Here is an 18,033-nt window from a genome sequence, read left to right as displayed (position 1 = left end):
GTGATGAAAAATCTATTTTAACGATCTAAAAAAACGACCACTCTGGATAGAGTGGCCGATTCTGGTGCAAAAATCAAAACTTATTTCGGTTGATCATCGGGTTTTGATGTTGGATCATCCTCACCTTCGCCTTTAGAACCATAAGGGTTATTTAAAGGTTTATGAGCTGGGTCTACATCAAACGTGGTTGGAACATTATGATCCGTTGCCGCCTCTGAGGGTGCAACAGGCGATGATGCTACAGGTGTTTCAACCACAACCGCTGATTGAGTTTTCGCAATTGGATTGGGTTTATTTCCCTCAGCTTTGGCTTTATCAATAAGATCGGTCAAAACACGTTCCGCAGGTTGACGACCACCCAGACCAAAAGCGAGAGCAAAAGCGACTGCCACCGAACCAAGTGTGAGTCCAAAAGCCAGATTGACGATTGAATCGGCAATACCCATTGCGCGTAGACCCATCGCTAGAACCAAGCCCATAATCAAGATACGAACCAAATTACCTAACCAGCGTGAGCTGTTATATTCACCGCGTTGAACAACATTTGCCACGATATTGGCTAACCAGAAACCCACGACCAGAATTAAAGCACCAAGTAAAATGTTGGCGCCGAAGGCAATGAAGATCGCGACCAGATGACTAATTTGATCAAAACCAAGACGATTCGCTGCTTCTGCAACCGCAAACAACATGGTAAAGAATACGATTAAGACACCAACCACATGCGAGATTTTAGTCGCTCCCAAGAAACGCTGTAAGTCAAACTTTGCAGGAACATCATCGACACCAGTACCTGCCAAAATATCTTCAACCAGTTTTGCGACAAAACGGGAGACGACATAGGCAATAATCAAAATCAGACCAGCAGCAATAATATTTGGTATCGCAAACATGATCTCATTGAGCATGGCTGTTGCTGGCTGAGAAATAGACTCAATTCCAAGCGCTTCAAATGCAATAATCAATGCGGTAATAAAGATCAGCGCAAAAACCAGAGAACCTAATACATTGGCGATATTGCTGTTTTTAAAGAGTCCTATTTTCTCAGCTTGAGCTTGTAAACCCACACTGTTAACCAAGCCTTCGGTAATTCCTCTTACAATTTTTGCCAAAATGTAGCCAACAAAAACGATCACGCCTGCAATAAAGATGTTTGGAAGATATCCGACAACTTCAGCTACCATCGCTTGGACAGGGAGTAAAAGACCTGAGAGTCCTAAAATCGAAAGGACAATAGGTAAAAACAAAAGCAGAATTAACCAATAGATAATATCTGCAATATTTTCACTGAGTGGTCGAACACCGACTTCAGTGCTCAGTTTCTCATCAAGTTGAGTCTTAGACAAAGCTTTGGATAGTCCTGCTCGCACCAAACGCGCCAAGATCCAACCCACAAAAGCCACGACAGCCGCTGCAATAAGATTCGGCACAAAAACCAATACTTGGGTGATCATGGCACTAAATGGCCCGCTGACACTATAAATATTCAGTACGTTTAACGAAGCAATCAGCGCAATAATCAACACAAACCAAAATATAAATTTTGAAATAATTGACTCAAAGTCTGGTGCTTTACCCGTTGCGGTCGATAAATGACGATTGGTTCCAATTAAATTGAGTAATTTTTTGACACCCGCAGCGATAATCAGTGCCAAAATCCAACCAATAATAAAAACTGCAATTGCCGCGATAATGGGCTGAAACATATCCCAATAGTACATAAATCCATAATGGGCTTGCGCAGCCTCATTGTTAAAATAATCGTTCATATAGGTCATGCCCTCTTTGTTATATTAATCACGGCTTAGTCTTGATGAAGTTAAGCTGTAAAATGGTTTTAAGAATGGATATTATTTGTGATCTATCTCAACATATTTTGTGCTTATTTTTTATTCAAGATGCAATATAAAAACTACTACAAAAATGAAGTAAAAGATTGCAAAAAAGCCATCTAATCACATTAGATGGCTTGTTAAAAATTAGAATCGATAACAATTTATGACTGTTGGCTATTGGTAGTTGAATTATTTGGCGTAGCAGGTTGTGCATTTGGATTTGGATGATCTGGTGGTGCATCACTTGCATCTGGTTTATGATCAGCGACCATATACATAATCAATGCCACTAAAAAAATTCCCACAATTGCCAAAATATAAACTGGCAAACGACGTTTCTTTTCGGTCTCTTCTGGTGACGAAGTATGTGGTGTTGGTTTATTAAAATCATGTGTCATCGCAATCCCCTCTTTTATTTTCCATTGTTCTTTATCATAACAAGCACTTATGTAGCATTGTGTGAAAAAGCATAGCGCTATCGTGTTCTTTGTTTCTGCGTTGTATATAAAAATAGGCTATAATAGCCCACCCATTTTTTTGCTCAGGTCTTTATGTCGTATCGTCAGCAAAGCGTCACTCTGGATTTAGACACTGACGTCACACATGAATGTTCTTTACATTACACTCGTGATGAACATCTGATCGGAATTATTAGCTTTAATAAAGCAAGCTATAGCTTGAAATGGGGTGATCTGGAATATTTTAGACGTCGCACTGAAGAATTTTCAGTGATGCCTTTTCCAGATTGTATCAATGCGATGATCATTGATATTCGAAACGTGAATTCATTTCTGGACAATGAAGTTCCCATACTACCGTGGCGTCTACTTGAAGAAGAATGTCCAATTCGTCTGGTGGTTCCACAAGAGCGTTTAGAACATTATGCGGGATTCTTTGAGCCAACGTGGTTGAGTACAGATCTGGATTCAGCCATTCAGGAATTACGTGAATTTATGGACATGTTTGTACATTAAAACCCATATTTATATGGGTCATATTTAAGTCATGGTATCTGTTCATGTGATTTGATGACATGGGTGCTTTGAATCACCCGTGCTCTGCTTTGCTCGTACACTGCTATAACCGCCCTTGCGCTGCTATAACCGCAGCTCATCACCAATAATTTTCCACGGCAATATTGCCTTCACCACGACGGTTCATGGTTAAACCACGGCGTTTTAATGCTTCTTTGGTATCTTCAACCATTTGTGGATTACCACAAAGCATGACATGACTGGTTGCAGGATTTAACGAATAACCAACCGCTTTTTCCAGTTCACCATTTTCAATTAACACTGGCAATCTTTCGTGTAAAACAGCATTTGGATCACGCGTAATCACAGGAACGAACTTAAATCCAGTATGCCCTTCACCAAAACTTGCCGCAATCTCTTGTATACGATCAACATAAGCCAATTCAGAAACGGTACGAACACTATAGACCAAATGAATTTGCTGGTAATTCTGCCATGTCGCAAAATCCTGCAACATCGAAAGAAAAGGCGCCAGCCCTGTACCTGTAGCTAATAGCCATAAATCTTGAGGTAAAGGTAGTTGATAACGTGCCAAGGTTAAAAAACCATAAGAAATTTTTTCTAAGTAAAGCTCATCACCCACTTTGAGATGTTGCAGATTAGACGTAAATGCACCATCAGGCACAACGATAGAAAAAAACTCAAGAGTTTCATCAAATGGAGAGGATACAATCGAATAAGCACGCACCACCAAATCATCCCCTAGCTTTAATCCAATTCGGGCAAACTGACCTGCGCTGAATTTAAAATGCGCTGGACGCGTCATAGTAAAACTAAATAAATTTGAAGCCCAACGCTGTACAGACAACACTTTTTCGACGCTAAATTTCTCAATTGACATAATTTCAACATGGCACGACAGGGTATGCTCATGTTAGCATGACAGCAGAAATTATGACTACTTTTCAAGGGTAAGGCTTGATTCATGCGCATGACATTACGTCAGTTGGCTGTCTTTGTGGCAGTCGCTCAAGAAGGAACAGTAACCAAAGCCAGCGATGCCGTCCGCCTGACTCAAAGTGCTGCCAGTATGGCATTGGCTGACCTTGAAGATGGATTAGGGGCTCCACTCTTTGACCGTTTAGGCAAACGCCTACAATTAAACGATCTAGGTCGTTTTTTATTGCCTCAAGCTTTGGAAATTTTGGGGCGTTGTGAAGCATTTGAACAAGCCGCTAAAGGTGAATTACAAAGTATAGATTTGCGTTTAGGCGCCACTTTGACCATCAGTGACTATTTGATCCCAGACCTGATGGCAGATTTTCTACAAATTCATCCTCAGGCACATTTGCAGTTGCAAGTCGGGAATACTCGCCAGATGATTGAAGCGGTGAATCAATTTCAGCTTGATTTAGCACTCATTGAAGGTTCGTGTCATTTACCACAATTACAATGTATCCATTGGCGGAATGATGAACTTGCTGTCTGCTGCTCGCCTGACCATCCTTTAGCGAAATTGGATCGAGCTTTAACACCTCAGGATTTTTTAAACGTCGAATGGATTTTACGTGAAGAAGGTTCAGGAACGCGAGAAGTCTTTGATAACGCCATTTTACAGGATGTTCCTGATGCCAATATCCGTCTTACACTGGGTCATAATGAAGCAATTTTAAAGATTGTGGCAGGTGGTTTAGGAATGTCTTGTATTTCTAGACTTGCCATTGAACCTTTAATTGAAAAAGGACAGTTGGTAATTTTAGAAACGCCTTTTTGGGAATTGACTCGCCCACTGCATGTATTGGTACATCGTCAAAAATATCAGGGACCAGGTTTAAAAGCCTTTATGAATTTCTGTGAAAATCGTGTGAATTGAGAATTTAAAATATAAATAAAAAAAACCTTTCATATGAAAGGTTTTTTTATAGGAAGCATTATTTAGAAGTCAAATGTTACGCCCAGTTTATAAGTGCGACCAGCTCCAATTGTGGCAAAACCACTTTGAAATACACCATCCCAATATTTTTTATCTGTTACATTATCAACATTGGCACGGAAAGTTGTATTTACTCCGCCTAGTTTAGTTACATATTTAGCGCCTAAATCAACCAAAGTATAGTCTGGTAATTTTAATGTGTTGCCTGAATCTAAATACTGATCATCAATGTAAGTAACAAAAGTATTAACACTTAATCCTTCAATCAAAGGAATTTGATAATCTAAACCTAAGCCTGCGGTAAACTCTGGTGTACCTTCAACTGTATTTCCTTGATTTGATGCAGCTTTTTCATAATTAGTATCAATATAAGCCAAGTTCCCATAAACAATTAAGTCATCAGTTACTTTGCCAGATACACCATACTCAATTCCTTTAGATTTAGTTTCGGCACCATCTGTTGTTACTGTAGTAGTTTTACCTGCTACATAGCGTGAATCGTTTGTCGACAAATTTAATGTCATAGTGCTTGGTTTTTCAATCTGATACATTGCTAAAGTATGCAGCCAACGCTCACCTTGAAATTTCGCACCAATCTCATACTGTTTAGTTTCAAATGGCGCAAAAGTATTACCGTAGTTTGCATCAGCAGTAGAAGTAACCGTCGATCCTTGTACTAATGCTTCAACATAACTGGTATAGAACGATAAGCTATCTCCAAATGGCTTCACTACAAATGCAATACTTGGTGAAATCTTATCTTTGCTATAATTGCTCCATGTCTTAGTAGTCGCGTTAATTGAATCAATATCCATATCCTGATAACGTGCACCTAGGATTATTTGCAACTTGTCATTTAACATAGACATTTGATCAGTCAAGGAGTCGCCGCGTTAGGTAATGCAACATCGCCATTCCACGTTCTCAAATCAACCGCATTAGCACTGTTGTAACCTGAGAAATTGTTATTATTATTTTCAATATGCTGATAACTTGCACCCAACATCAACTCATGTTCACGACCAAATAATTGATACGGCCCTGACGCAGAAACATCTAAACTATGTTCTTCAGGATTAAAGTTATTTTGTGAGGCGGCGAGAGATGCATAATGTGCTTTATAAGTTGTTGTACCTTTGATGACATCCTGATCAGAATAATTGACTGAGGCTACACCAATCACTCCAAACAATGACTTAATTTGCTGTTGTGTATAGTTATAGTTTGCCTGCAAATTCCAACGATTTTCAAATTCATGTTTTGCTTGTGCAAATAGATTAATAGTATCAACCCGACTATATGCCCATTTTGCATTTGCATTAAAGCTAGGTGTGTAAGGGCTAATGCTACCGTCAATACCATACATATCAATCCCATGCACCCCAAGACCCGTAACTTTATTACGACTCAGCATACCACCTACAGAAACCGTTGTTTTAGGGTCAATATCAGCATCGATAATGCCATAGAGTGTCCCTGACTGATTATCTCCCCAAGCTTTCCATGAGTCGCCCTGACCATACGATGCCACAGCGCGACCACGAATAGAACCTGCACTATTTAAACCACCTTGTACATCAAATTGTGATCGGTAAGTATCCCATGAGCCACCACTCAGTTTAACCTCTCCAGTTGAGACACTACTATTGGCATGTTTTCTATTAAAATTTACACTTGCGCTTGGATAACCCGCACCATTAGTCAAGCCAGTAGCACCCTTAATTACGGTCACGTTTTCAAAAACAGCGGGGTCAAAATTACTCAGAGATGATCCATTTTTGCCATCAATCGCTGGTGCTGTCATAACACCATCAACTTGATAATTTACGATTTGTTTACCACGCGCATAATAAAATACATATTCTCCCCCATTGCCTACTGCACCTTGCGCGCCAAAACGCTGTACATATACACCCGGGGTCTGATTCAATACATCTTCAACACTTGTTAAGTTTTGATCATCGATTTGTTCTTTTGTAATTACACTTACAGACTGAGGTGTATCTTTCAGAGCCAAATCCATTTTTGTAGCAGATTTAGACTTTTTGACGGTATAACCTTGCTGCTCTTGATCGTCAGCTTTCAGTTTTATCGTCGGTAAGATATCTTCAGCGTGAATAAAACTACTACCAGCCGCCATAAACATCATCACTGAAATTGTACGGGCTAATATTTTGGGTTGAGTATTAAACATTAAATGTACCCCTGTATAAAATTAGCGCAATCCTATATCAATTGATAATAATTATCACTAACATTATTCATACTATCTCCATAATTGTAATTGTATTTTTTTATTCACCTAAGCTAGTAAACAATTATTTCCATTTAATATTTATAAAAAATTTAAGGTTATTTTAATTTTTAAAAAAACTTAAACAGTAATTTAGCTGGAATCCACATCCCTTTTTTGCAAAAAAAAAGCCACCAAATTGGCAGCTTTTTAAAGGAGTCTTTTTAATCTTTTTGGACACTACCAAAAATCTTATCTCCTGCATCACCAAGGCCAGGCACGATATAACCTTGCGCATTCAATCCATCATCAATCGATGCGGTATAAATTTCCACTTCGGGGTGCAATTCCTGCACTTTTTTAATGCCTTCAGGTGCAGCAACCAAAATCATGACACGAATATCTTTACATCCGCTGGCTTTAAGAACATCAATCGCAGCAACAAGTGAGCTACCCGTCGCTAACATTGGGTCGATAATCATCGCGATACGGTTGGCGACATCTGGAACTAATTTTTTATAATACGTTCGCGCCTGTAAGGTTTCTTCATCACGCTCCAAACCGAGTACACTGACTTTGGCACTAGGAATCAGGTTAAGTACGCCTTCTAACATACCGATTCCTGCTCGTAAAATCGGAACAATGGTAATTTTTTTACCTGCAATACGCTGGGTCGTGACTTTGCCCGCCCAACCATCAACCTCATGATCGACCAGTTGCAAATCTTTTGTCGCTTCATAAGTCAGAAGCATTGTGACTTCTTGAGCAAGTTCACGGAAATTTTTTGTGCTGATATCCGAACGTCGCAATAAGCCAAGTTTATGACGAATCAGAGGATGACGGATTTCTTGAATGGGCACGGGAGAACACCTAAAACAACATTAAACTTGATATATTATAAATAGTTTTAGTGACAAAAATTAAAAAACCTCCACGAATGGAGGTTTTTTTTGTTAAAACACAAGCTTAATGCTGTTGTGATAACACAAAATGTAACGGTGATAAAATCTCGCCTTCCAAGGCTAGCTTAATCACTGGATCTGGATAGATACCAATAATTAAAACCAATGCAGCCGCAGCCAAGACCATGATTCCACCTACTTTTTGCCCCCAATGCTTATCCGCATCGATACGAGGAACCTCAGGCGGAGTCATATACATGACCACCATCACACGTAGGTAATAATACAAACCAATACCACTACCCACAATAATCATGGCTGCAAGGAACCAATGCTGAGTCGTTACCGCAGCCATCACCACAAGGAACTTACCAATAAAGCCCGCAGTTAATGGAATACCTGCTAAAGACAGCATCATTACGGTTAAAGTCGCAGTTAATACAGGACGACGCCAGAATAAACCACGATAATCCGCAAGACTTTCAGCTTCATCGACATTGTTATATGGACTAGACATTAACGCAACCGCACCGAATGCACCAATGGTAGTCAGCACATAAGTCACGACATACACTGTAACGCTACCCAAACTTGCGTAGGTCATGCTGATTAAAGCAATCAACAAATAACCAAAATGCGCAATCGATGAATAAGCCAAAATACGCTTTAAATTGACCTGACGAACTGCAAGTAAGTTACCCGCTAAAATAGATAACACGGCAATGATCGTTAAAATCGTTACTAGTGAATCGACAAGGATCGCACCAGAAGTCAGCATATAACGTACAAATAGACCAATTGTTGCCACTTTAGCCGCGGTCGCCAAAAAGGTCGCCATTGGCGCTGGCGCACCTGCATAAACATCAGGTGTCCATTTATGAAATGGTGCCAGTGAAAGTTTAAAGGCAACCGCAAAAATGACCAGTGCAAGCCCTAAAATCACCATTGGTTGGCGAATCGAATTAAATAATGCTTGTACAGAATCATAGAAAGACAATGAACCTGTATAGGCATAGATATAAGCCATACCCATCAAAAGCATTGCAGAAGCAGTTGCAGAAAGTACAAGGTACTTCACACCAGATTCAAGTGAACGACTACGTTGATAGGTATAAGCCAGCAAGCCATAAACTGGGATCGACATTAACTCAAGGCTAATGAAGAAAGAAGCATAATGCGCGCTTGCAACCATCAGCATTGCCCCTGATACAGAGATCAAAAGCAATAAGTAAAGTTCTTCGCGATTATCTTTATAGGTTTCAATATACGCATGCGATAAAGTACAGCATGCAAGTGAAGCCACGATAATGAGTAATTGATAAATCAGTGTAAACGGATCGATCATAAACATTCCCATGACATTCGATGGTACAAAATGACCACCAAACATCGTAATGAGAATATAAGCTGCGGCAAGGTTTAGACCCACCACTGAAGCTGTTGCAATTAAATTATGATTACGTTTAATTGCAATCAGGATCATCACAACGACTGCGGTCAACGCCACAATCATCACGGGTGCCAAAGGCATAAGCTGAGAAAAAGACATTGTGAAGTTCATGGCTTATTGGATCTCCACATTACTAAGCTGAGTCGCTGCTTGCTGAGTCAAGTCAACCACAGGTTGTACAGGACTATAGCTATTGGCTAACCATTGCATGCTTGAGTGAGATACGTCGAGGAAGGTTTGAGGATAAAGACCCAACCAGACCAAACCAATCAGACACACCATCAAAATAACAAGCTCACGTAAATTCAAATCTTTAAGCGGTTGAACATAGTGCTGTTTTTGTTCAGGGTTTGGCTCACCAAACAATGCTTTATGAATCAAAATCAAACCATATAGCCCTGCAAAGACCAAACTCACCGCAGCGATAATCGTGAACGCAGGATATTTATTAAATGAACCCATAAGGATCAGGAATTCACCAATAAAGTTACCTAGTCCTGGTATACCCACCAAAGCAGCCACAAAGAACATCAGGAAGAATGGTAAATATTGAAGCTGTCCACGTAATCCACCCATCAGGCGTAAATCACGCGTATGTAGACGCTCATAGACTTGACCAGACATAATGAATAGTGCAGCAGAAGATAAACCATGTGCCAGCATCATGATCATTAAACCCTGATAGGTCAGGATATTACCGGCATAAATCGCAAGAAGCACAAAACCCATGTGCGAAATTGAGGTATACGCCAACAAACGTTTCATATCGGTTTGCTGATAGGCACACCAAGCACCGTAGAAAATACCAATCAAACCAAAAATAATCGCGATATCTGCAAATTGTGCCGAAGCCGCTGGGAAGAATGGAATCACAAAACGGAGTAAACCATACGCAGCAGTTTTAATCAAAATACCTGCCAAGTCTACTGAACCCGCGGTCGGTGCCTGAGCATGCGCATCGGGTAACCAGCCATGCAGTGGAAATACTGGTAATTTCACTGCAAAACCAATAAACATACAGATCATGAAGGCATAGGCAACCGCAGGTGCTTGCTGATCAAGTGTGTTGGCGACTGCAAGCAAGTAGTTGTAATCAAATCCGATCGAACCTGTCATCATGTAGCCATAGACCACCAGACCCAGAATACCAATCAGCATGATTAAACCTGCAATCTGGGTATAAAGGAAAAACTTGGTAGCCGCATAGACACGTGATTTTCCGTCTGCACCACGATGTCCCCATAGTGCGATCAGGAAGTAGATTGGAACCAGCATCATCTCCCAGAAGAAGAAGAACAAGAACAAATCAACTGCAAGGAAAACCCCGATCACGCCACCCAAAGACCATAAAAGGTTTAGATGGAAGAAACCGACATTTTTCTGGATTTCACCCCATGAACAACCAACTGCCAAAACACCCAGTAGTGCAGTCAGGCCAACCATCAAGAGTGATAAACCATCAATAGCAAGATGGATATTAATCCCTAAAGTCTGAATCCAAGGAAGATTAAACTCTGCTGTCCACGTTGGAACTCGAGCACCAAGCTCATAATGAAATTGACCACTTTGCCAAAGTGCAAGCGTCAATCCCAAAGTCACGAGCATACCAATTAAGGCAATCCAGCGCGGTAAATGCTGATCAAGTTTATCGACCAACCAGCAAACAAAACCAGCAATGAAAGGAACTAAAATCAGCGCGGGTAAAATTAAATTGTTTTCCATTTTATTTCCCCACCACCTGAATAACGATAAGGATCATCAACAGCACGACGACACCGAGCGACATACTGGAAGCGTATTCACGTACTAAACCAGTTTGACGTGAACTCGTAAATTTGTTGCCGCCTTTCACTAAGGCAGGCAATACCAGCCACATGCTATCGATTGGATCTCGACCTAAAAGTTTTGCTATAAACAAATAAGGTTTTACAAACACGATGTTATACAAGGCATCAAAACCAAATGCAGTACGACAAATATGCACTAAACCTGAACCCAAACCACTTTGAGCAAAAGATTTAACTGCCGCGTAAGCAAATACAAACAGCAAGATTCCTATGATTAAACCCGCAATCGCAATACCGCTTGCCAAATGTTCTGCGTGAGAAACCGCAGCTTCCAAACTTTCTGGAATCACAAAACTTGGAATATTAGCACTGCTTAAAAGCTTCAAAACTGGAGCTTGTAAGAAGTAACCGAAACCTGTCGATAAGAATGCAAGAATAGCCAAAGGTCCCCAGTAAGTCACACCATGAATAGCATGTGCTTCTGTTTTTTCTTCGCCAAAAAATACCACCCAGATTAAACGGAAGGTATAAATAGATGTTAAGAATGCACCTGCAACCCCGACCCAATACAAGGTATTGTAAAGTGGTAAGTTTGCAATCACAGATTGTGCATACACTGCGCCTAAGATCGCATCTTTAGAGAAGAAGCCAATGGTCACGATTGGAAGCGCAGCAAGTGCACCGCCGCCGATGACAAAACACCAGAATACAAATGGAATCTTTTTACGCAAACCACCCATCTTGAAAATATTTTGTTCATGATGACAAGCTAAAATCACTGCACCAGAAGATAAGAACAATAACGCTTTAAAGAATGCGTGAGCCAACATATGGAACAGACCTGCCTGATAGGCTTCTGCACCCACTGCCATAAACATATAACCCAACTGACTCATCGTTGAGTAAGCCAAAATACGTTTGATGTCGGTTTGAACCAATGCTGCAAAACCTGCGACGAGCAAAGTTACAGCACCTGTAATTGAAATGAATTGCATCACTGCTGGCGCCATTTCAATCACGGTATGCATACGACTAGTCAGATAAACCCCTGCTGTCACCATCGTTGCAGCGTGGATAAGTGCTGAAACAGGCGTAGGGCCTGCCATCGCATCGGCCAACCATGTTTGTAATGGAATCTGCGCAGATTTACCTGCCGCACCCAAGAACAACATTAAAGCGGTCCAGATCGAAAGCGATGAGCTTTGTGTCATCACTGTCGCCGCATTTTCAACGATATAATGCGTATTTAACGTACCAAGTTGTTGATAAAGCAGGAACAATGCGATAAGTAAGAATACGTCACCGACACGTGTTACTGTAAATGCCTTGATCGCAGCCCAGCCATTGTCTGGATTTGAATAATAAAATCCAATCAATAGATATGAGCACAGACCGACGCCTTCCCAACCCAAGAACAATAACGCCAAGTTATCGCCAAGCACCAACACCAACATGCTGGCAACAAACAGGTTGAAATATGAGAAGAAACGCGCATAGCCTTCTTCGCCGCGCATATACCATGAAGCAAAGATATGGATGAGGAAACCCACCCCCGTAATCATGCCTGTCATGAGTAATGACAAACCATCAAGATATAGCGTAATACCCGGTGCAAAACCACCGACATTAAACCAAGTCCACAAATGTTGGACAAAAAATGGTTGTCCACTGCTGGTAAATGCAAGTCCGGCAATGAGAGCAAACAATGCCGAGAGTCCAACCGAGCCGACACCAATAATGGCTGCGACATTTTCAGAGAGCTTGTCGCGCCCTACCGCTAATAAAATAAAACCGATCAGCGGAAAAAGAATCGTTAAATATAAAGTACTCATCCGCGCATCTCACTAGCAGCATCCACATCCAGATGGTGGAAGCGATGGTAAAACTGAAGGACGATCGCAAGACCAATACAAGCCTCTGCCGCAGCAAGAGTCAAAATCAGGATAAACATAATCTGACCATCAGGTTGTGCCCATGCACTTCCTGCTAAAACAAATGCCAATGCCGCAGCATTCATCATGATTTCAAGGCTCATCAACATAAAGAGAAGATTGCGTCGCACCATTACACCGTAAAAACCCAGTGCAAAAAGAATGGTTGCAACAATCAAACCATGTTCTAAAGGGATATTGCCCATTGTTATAGTTCCCCTTCTGCACTTGGTTCACGTTTACCTAAGTGGAATGCTGCAACTAATGCTGCAAGCAATAACATCGCGGCAACTTCAACCAATAATAAATAATGAGTAAACAAAGCTTGACCGACTGCTTTTGGACCGATCACTTCACGACCCATGACTTGTCCCGGTACCGTGTAATCACTTGATAACATCCAGACCAAAGTCAAACCGAGCAGAAAGCTCATCAGTGCTGGAACTGCCCATGTTTCAGAGCTCAACCACTTACGTTCTTGTTCCACAGTATGCTGACCTAAATTCAGCATCATCACCACAAACACGAACAGAACCATAATTGCACCAGCATAAACAATCACTTCAAGTGCACCAGCAAATGGCGCACCCACGATCATGAAGATACCCGCTACCGCAAGTAATGAAACAATCAGACTGAGTAAAGCATGTACAGGATTCGCATTGGTCACCACACGAATCGTAGAGACAATGGCCACGAGAGCCATCAAATAAAATGGCCACATCATGGTAATAAACTCCGTACATCGATAGGTGCACTTTCTTTTTGCGCTTGACCTTTACCTTTACCGTCAATTGCCATACCCGCAACACGGTAGAAATTGTAATCAGGATATTTACCTGGACCAGAAATCAACAGGTTTTCTTTTTCATAAACCAGATCCTGACGCACATATTCGCCCAACTCAAAGTCTGGAGTAAGCTGAATCGCAGTGGTCGGACATGCTTCTTCACACATACCACAGAAAATGCAACGAGAGAAGTTGATACGGAAAAACTCTGGATACCAGCGTCCGTCTTCTTTTTCTGCTTTTTGCAGTGAAATACAGCCGACTGGGCAAGCAACTGCACACAAGTTACATGCCACGCAGCGCTCTTCACCATCTGGATCACGAGTCAGAATAATACGGCCACGATAGCGAGGCGGTACAATTTCCTCTGCTGGGACTTCAGGATAAAGAATTGTGTCTCGTTTACGCGTAATGTGGGTAAAGACCATCCACAAGGTACGAACGATTGACCCAACTCCAGCTAGAACTTTATACATTTTGTACTCCCTGCTGTCTTAGGCCTGATTCATCAGAATCACAGCACCAGTCACGAGTAAGTTGACTAACGCCAGCGGCAAACAAATTTTCCAACCAAAGTTCATGACTTGGTCATAACGCGGACGCATTAAAGAACCACGAGCCAAAATAAACATCATCATAAAAAACGCTGTTTTAATAATGAACCAGAACACAGGCGGAACAAACGGAATTTCAAGGTTAAATGGCGCAAGCCAACCACCAAAGAATAAGGTCACGATCAAGGCAGAAATCAGTACGATATTCACATATTCTGCAACGAAGAACATGCCCCACTTCATACCACCATATTCAACGTGATAACCTTCAGCCAATTCTTGTTCAGCTTCTGGTTGGTCAAATGGATGACGATGCGTGACCGCAACACCCGCGATCACAAATACCATAAAGCCAATAAACTGCGGAATGATAAACCAAACATCGCGTTGCGCTTCCACAATTTCACGCAGGTTAAATGAACCTGCGATGGCAACAACGCCCATCAGGGAAATACCCAAAAACACTTCATAAGAAATGGTTTGAGCCGCAGAACGTAAACCACCCAGTAACGAGTATTTGTTGTTTGATGACCAACCACCAAACAGCACGGCATAAACTGCAATACCCGCCATTGCCATAAAGAACAATAGACCAATACTCATGTCCGCAACGCCAAGCGTCGGACTGATTGGAATCACCATAAATGACAGTACCGCAGTTGCCATTGCCACTGCTGGTGCCATACGAAAGGTCAATTTATCGGCAAACTTTGGTGTCCAGTCTTCCTTGAACATGATCTTCAGCATATCTGCCACGATCTGAAACATACCGCCTGGCCCTACACGATTAGGACCATAACGGTCTTGCCAGAGTGCCAAAAGACGACGTTCAATAAATGACATTAAAGCTGCAATCACAACCACTACCAGCATAATCACAATCGCTTGAACCACAGCATAAGCAATTGGCCAGTTCTCAGCCCAAAGCGGTGTTTGACGCATAATTTCTTGTTGCATGAATTACACTCCTACCGCGACTGATACAGGTTCGGCCAAAGACACCGTCGGTGCCAAACCAATTGGATAACCGATATAACCCGTTGGTAAATATTCAATCACCTGAACAGGTAAGCTCACTGTGGTTTCACCCGCTTGTAATGAAATACGTTCACCATCTTTGAGATTCAAACGAGTTGCATCTTGTTCACCCAAAGCAAAAGTGGCTTCAGGAATACGAGACTGCATGGCAGGTGTCTTAATGGTAAATTCACCCGATGCAAAAATGTGATGCATTGGAACCAGACGGAAACTTTCAGGATTCACCGTAATCGCTGCTGGTGCAACAAAGCTACGTGCAGGACGTTTGGGTAAACGATCAAATAAACGAATACCTGAGTCGCCACCTTTTAAGTGACCACCGACTTCATCTTGGTATTTATTCCAAGATTGTGGTGAGTTCCAACCCGGCGCCCATGCAAATGGAACCAATGACGATGCTTTTTGTGGCCCCACATAACCTTCCATCGAGAAAGTTAAAGCCGAATCGACATCCACAGGTTGTTTTGGTTCATGTACAGAAATTGGCGCACGAAGTGCGGTACGACCTGAATAACGACGTGGTTCACGCGCAATTTTTAAACCATGAACACGGTAGCCTGCATCTGGTGCAACGTCCTGAATCGCTTCAAGCACAGGAACATTTTTCACCACAGACTCAATCACGTCATCCAATAGTGTCCAGTTAATCGCTTTACCGTTGAGTCCTGTTTCGATGGCATGTAACCAGCGCCAAGATTCTTTAATGGCATACTCTGGCTTGTAGTAGCTTGGATCATAGACTTGGTAGAAACGTTGCGCACGACCTTCCTGACTCACGACCGTACCATCACCCTCAGCAAAACTTGCCGCTGAAAGCACGATATCGGCCTGTTTCACAGTTTCAGTTTCACTGTGATCCAACACAATTACGCTTTGCGCTTTGGCAAGAGCAGCTTTGACTTGAGGTGCAGGTAAACGACGGAATAAGTCATTTTCCACGATCACGACAGTGTCATAATCTTGTGCAAAGGCTTGTTCTAAGCTTTGACCACCAAACAATGCCAGACCCATTGAGTTCACTTCAGGCACAGTCAGTGTAAGACCAGCATTGCCTAGATTTTGTGCGACTTGCGCAGCCGCTTCCATAATCGCAGGATCTTGTAAGCTAGTACCCGAAATCACCAAAGGTTTTTTCGCAGCTTTTAAGCTGTCAGCAATGCTTTGAGCAAAGGCTTTGGCATCATCATCTAAACCATTCAGGGTTTCACCTTTCACGGCTGCCGCAATTGCAAAACCAAGACGCGCGATGTCGTTTGGTGATGCAATTACTTCACCTGTTGCTACATCCGCTAACCGAGTTTGAGTCGCTGCCAAAATATAAATCGGAGATTTCTCATCCTGACCAATACGTTGTACAGGTTCTGCTAACCAGTCTGGAGTACGACGATCTGCCGCCATTTGCTTAGCTTTATTTTTCGCTGCTTGACGAACAGATAATGCCATACGTGGTGCAGTTTGAGTGAGGTCTTCACCCAAGATTAACACTGCATCATAGCTTTCAACTTCACGCATATTCGGGTTGTAAACACCCTCGGTTTGCATGATTGAAGCCGCAAGCTCAACCAGATTTTGCTCTTTTTGTGACAAACCTGTTGAGTAGTTGTCTTGTCCGACTAGCTCACGTAATGCATAGTTCGATTCAAGGCTGGCACGTGGAGAACCGATTCCCAGTACTTTTTTACCTTGAAGTTTTAAGATGACTTCATCCAGTGCCTGATCAACCGAAACTGAACTGACTGCTTCACCGACACGGAACTGTGGCTGACGCGGACGATCTGCACGGTTCACATAACCCGTACCAAAGCGACCTTTATCGCAGAGGAAGTATTGATTGACTTCACCGTTAAAACGGTTTTCTACACGGCGCAATTCACCATAACGCTCACCCGGAGAAATGTTACAACCTGAAGAACAGCCCTGACACACGCTTGGTGCATACTGCATATCCCATTTACGATTATAACGTTCAGAGTGAGTTTTATCGGTAAATACACCTGTTGGACAAACTTCTGTCAGGTTACCTGAAAATTCAGACTCCAAAGTGCCAGACTCTGGACGACCAAAATACACACGTGAAGCATTGGCATAGACACCAAAGTCAGTCCCGCCTGCGTAGTCTTTGTAGTAACGCACACAACGATAACACGCGATACAACGGTTCATTTCATGTGCAATAAACGAACCCAACTCTTGGTTATAGTGCGTACGTTTAGTAAAACGATAACGACGACGGTCATGACCTGTCATTACGGTCATATCTTGTAAATGACAGTGACCACCTTCTTCACAAACTGGACAGTCGTGCGGGTGGTTGGTCATTAAAAATTCAACCACTGACTCACGAAAATCAACCGCTTCTTTATCTTCGATTGAAATAAACGTATTGTCAGCCGCGGGTGTCATACATGACATCACTAAACGTCCACGGGTATCGTCAGCATTTGCATACTGAGTCACCGCACATTGACGACATGAACCCACAGAACCTAAGGATGGATGCCAACAAAAATATGGAATGTCGATGCCTAGGGACAAACATGCTTGTAGCAGGTTTTCTGACCCATTGACTTCATATGATTTTCCATCGACATGAATTGTAGCCATAG

At 42.0% G+C, this 18,033-nt stretch carries 14 protein-coding genes and 1 pseudogene; 2 read left to right on the top strand and 13 right to left on the bottom strand.

The genetic code is table 11. The annotated features are described in order from the left end of the window. Window positions 1-80: 80 nt before the first annotated feature. Window positions 81-1,769 (bottom strand): mechanosensitive ion channel, encoded by a 1,689-nt coding sequence (locus EGS47_RS12035; protein ID WP_034700203.1) that lies wholly within the window; start codon window positions 1,767-1,769, stop codon window positions 81-83. A gap of 227 nt (window positions 1,770-1,996) precedes the next feature. Next, entirely contained in the window at window positions 1,997-2,233 is a 237-nt protein-coding gene (locus EGS47_RS12030) for a hypothetical protein (RefSeq protein WP_119686478.1), read from the bottom strand. Between the two features lie 153 nt (window positions 2,234-2,386). Between EGS47_RS12030 and EGS47_RS12025 the strand changes: the two genes are divergently transcribed. Further along, entirely contained in the window at window positions 2,387-2,809 is a 423-nt protein-coding gene (locus EGS47_RS12025) for a hypothetical protein (RefSeq protein ID WP_119686479.1), read from the top strand. A gap of 139 nt (window positions 2,810-2,948) precedes the next feature. Here EGS47_RS12025 and EGS47_RS12020 read toward each other — a convergent pair whose 3' ends face one another. Beyond that, window positions 2,949-3,710 (bottom strand): ferredoxin--NADP reductase, encoded by a 762-nt coding sequence (locus EGS47_RS12020; protein ID WP_119686480.1) that lies wholly within the window; start codon window positions 3,708-3,710, stop codon window positions 2,949-2,951. A gap of 84 nt (window positions 3,711-3,794) precedes the next feature. On the opposite strand from EGS47_RS12020, the gene gigC reads away from it, so the two are divergent. Beyond that, window positions 3,795-4,682 carry a LysR family transcriptional regulator GigC gene (gene gigC, locus EGS47_RS12015; RefSeq protein ID WP_119686481.1) on the top strand — a complete coding sequence of 296 codons (888 nt, stop codon included), beginning with the start codon at window positions 3,795-3,797 and terminating at the stop codon, window positions 4,680-4,682. Between the two features lie 62 nt (window positions 4,683-4,744). Here the strand turns inward: gigC and EGS47_RS18690 are convergent. From EGS47_RS18690 to nuoG, 10 genes and pseudogenes are all read right to left on the bottom strand, one after another. Continuing rightward, window positions 4,745-6,891: pseudogene (locus EGS47_RS18690) on the bottom strand (TonB-dependent siderophore receptor). A 308-nt stretch (window positions 6,892-7,199) separates the two neighbouring features. Further along, a complete protein-coding gene (gene upp, locus EGS47_RS12005; protein WP_119686951.1) occupies window positions 7,200-7,835 on the bottom strand; it encodes a uracil phosphoribosyltransferase in 636 nt (211 codons plus the stop codon). 106 nt (window positions 7,836-7,941) lie between these two features. Further along, the gene (gene nuoN / locus EGS47_RS12000) at window positions 7,942-9,438 is read right to left on the bottom strand and encodes an NADH-quinone oxidoreductase subunit NuoN (RefSeq protein ID WP_125269659.1); all 1,497 of its coding nucleotides are present in this window, start codon (window positions 9,436-9,438) and stop codon (window positions 7,942-7,944) included. Window positions 9,439-9,441: 3 nt separating this feature from the next. Then, a complete protein-coding gene (gene nuoM / locus EGS47_RS11995) occupies window positions 9,442-11,049 on the bottom strand; it encodes an NADH-quinone oxidoreductase subunit M (RefSeq protein ID WP_119686953.1) in 1,608 nt (535 codons plus the stop codon). Between the two features lies 1 nt (window position 11,050). Further along, complete coding sequence (gene nuoL / locus EGS47_RS11990) at window positions 11,051-12,946, bottom strand: NADH-quinone oxidoreductase subunit L (protein ID WP_119686954.1); 1,896 nt, start codon at window positions 12,944-12,946, stop codon at window positions 11,051-11,053. Then, window positions 12,943-13,251 carry an NADH-quinone oxidoreductase subunit NuoK gene (gene nuoK / locus EGS47_RS11985; protein ID WP_004987386.1) on the bottom strand — a complete coding sequence of 103 codons (309 nt, stop codon included), beginning with the start codon at window positions 13,249-13,251 and terminating at the stop codon, window positions 12,943-12,945. The genes nuoL and nuoK overlap by 4 nt, the downstream gene beginning before the upstream one ends. Window positions 13,252-13,253: 2 nt before the next feature. Then, window positions 13,254-13,769: an NADH-quinone oxidoreductase subunit J gene (gene nuoJ, locus EGS47_RS11980; RefSeq protein ID WP_171063253.1), complete on the bottom strand. Its 516-nt coding sequence runs from the start codon at window positions 13,767-13,769 to the stop codon at window positions 13,254-13,256. Continuing rightward, a complete protein-coding gene (gene nuoI / locus EGS47_RS11975) occupies window positions 13,769-14,311 on the bottom strand; it encodes an NADH-quinone oxidoreductase subunit NuoI (protein WP_004987388.1) in 543 nt (180 codons plus the stop codon). Before nuoI ends, nuoJ begins: the two co-directional genes overlap by 1 nt. 18 nt (window positions 14,312-14,329) lie before the next feature. Next, window positions 14,330-15,346, bottom strand: coding sequence for an NADH-quinone oxidoreductase subunit NuoH (gene nuoH / locus EGS47_RS11970; RefSeq protein ID WP_004987391.1), 1,017 nt, complete (start codon window positions 15,344-15,346; stop codon window positions 14,330-14,332). Window positions 15,347-15,349: 3 nt separating this feature from the next. Then, a complete protein-coding gene (gene nuoG, locus EGS47_RS11965) occupies window positions 15,350-18,031 on the bottom strand; it encodes an NADH-quinone oxidoreductase subunit NuoG (protein ID WP_119686955.1) in 2,682 nt (893 codons plus the stop codon). Window positions 18,032-18,033 lie beyond the last annotated feature (2 nt).

This window comes from Acinetobacter sp. FDAARGOS_515 (genome assembly GCF_003938865.1).
GTDB lineage: Bacteria > Pseudomonadota > Gammaproteobacteria > Pseudomonadales > Moraxellaceae > Acinetobacter > Acinetobacter ursingii.
The sequence above is the reverse complement of the archived record's forward strand: the minus strand, read 5'-3'. Positions and strand labels throughout refer to the sequence as shown.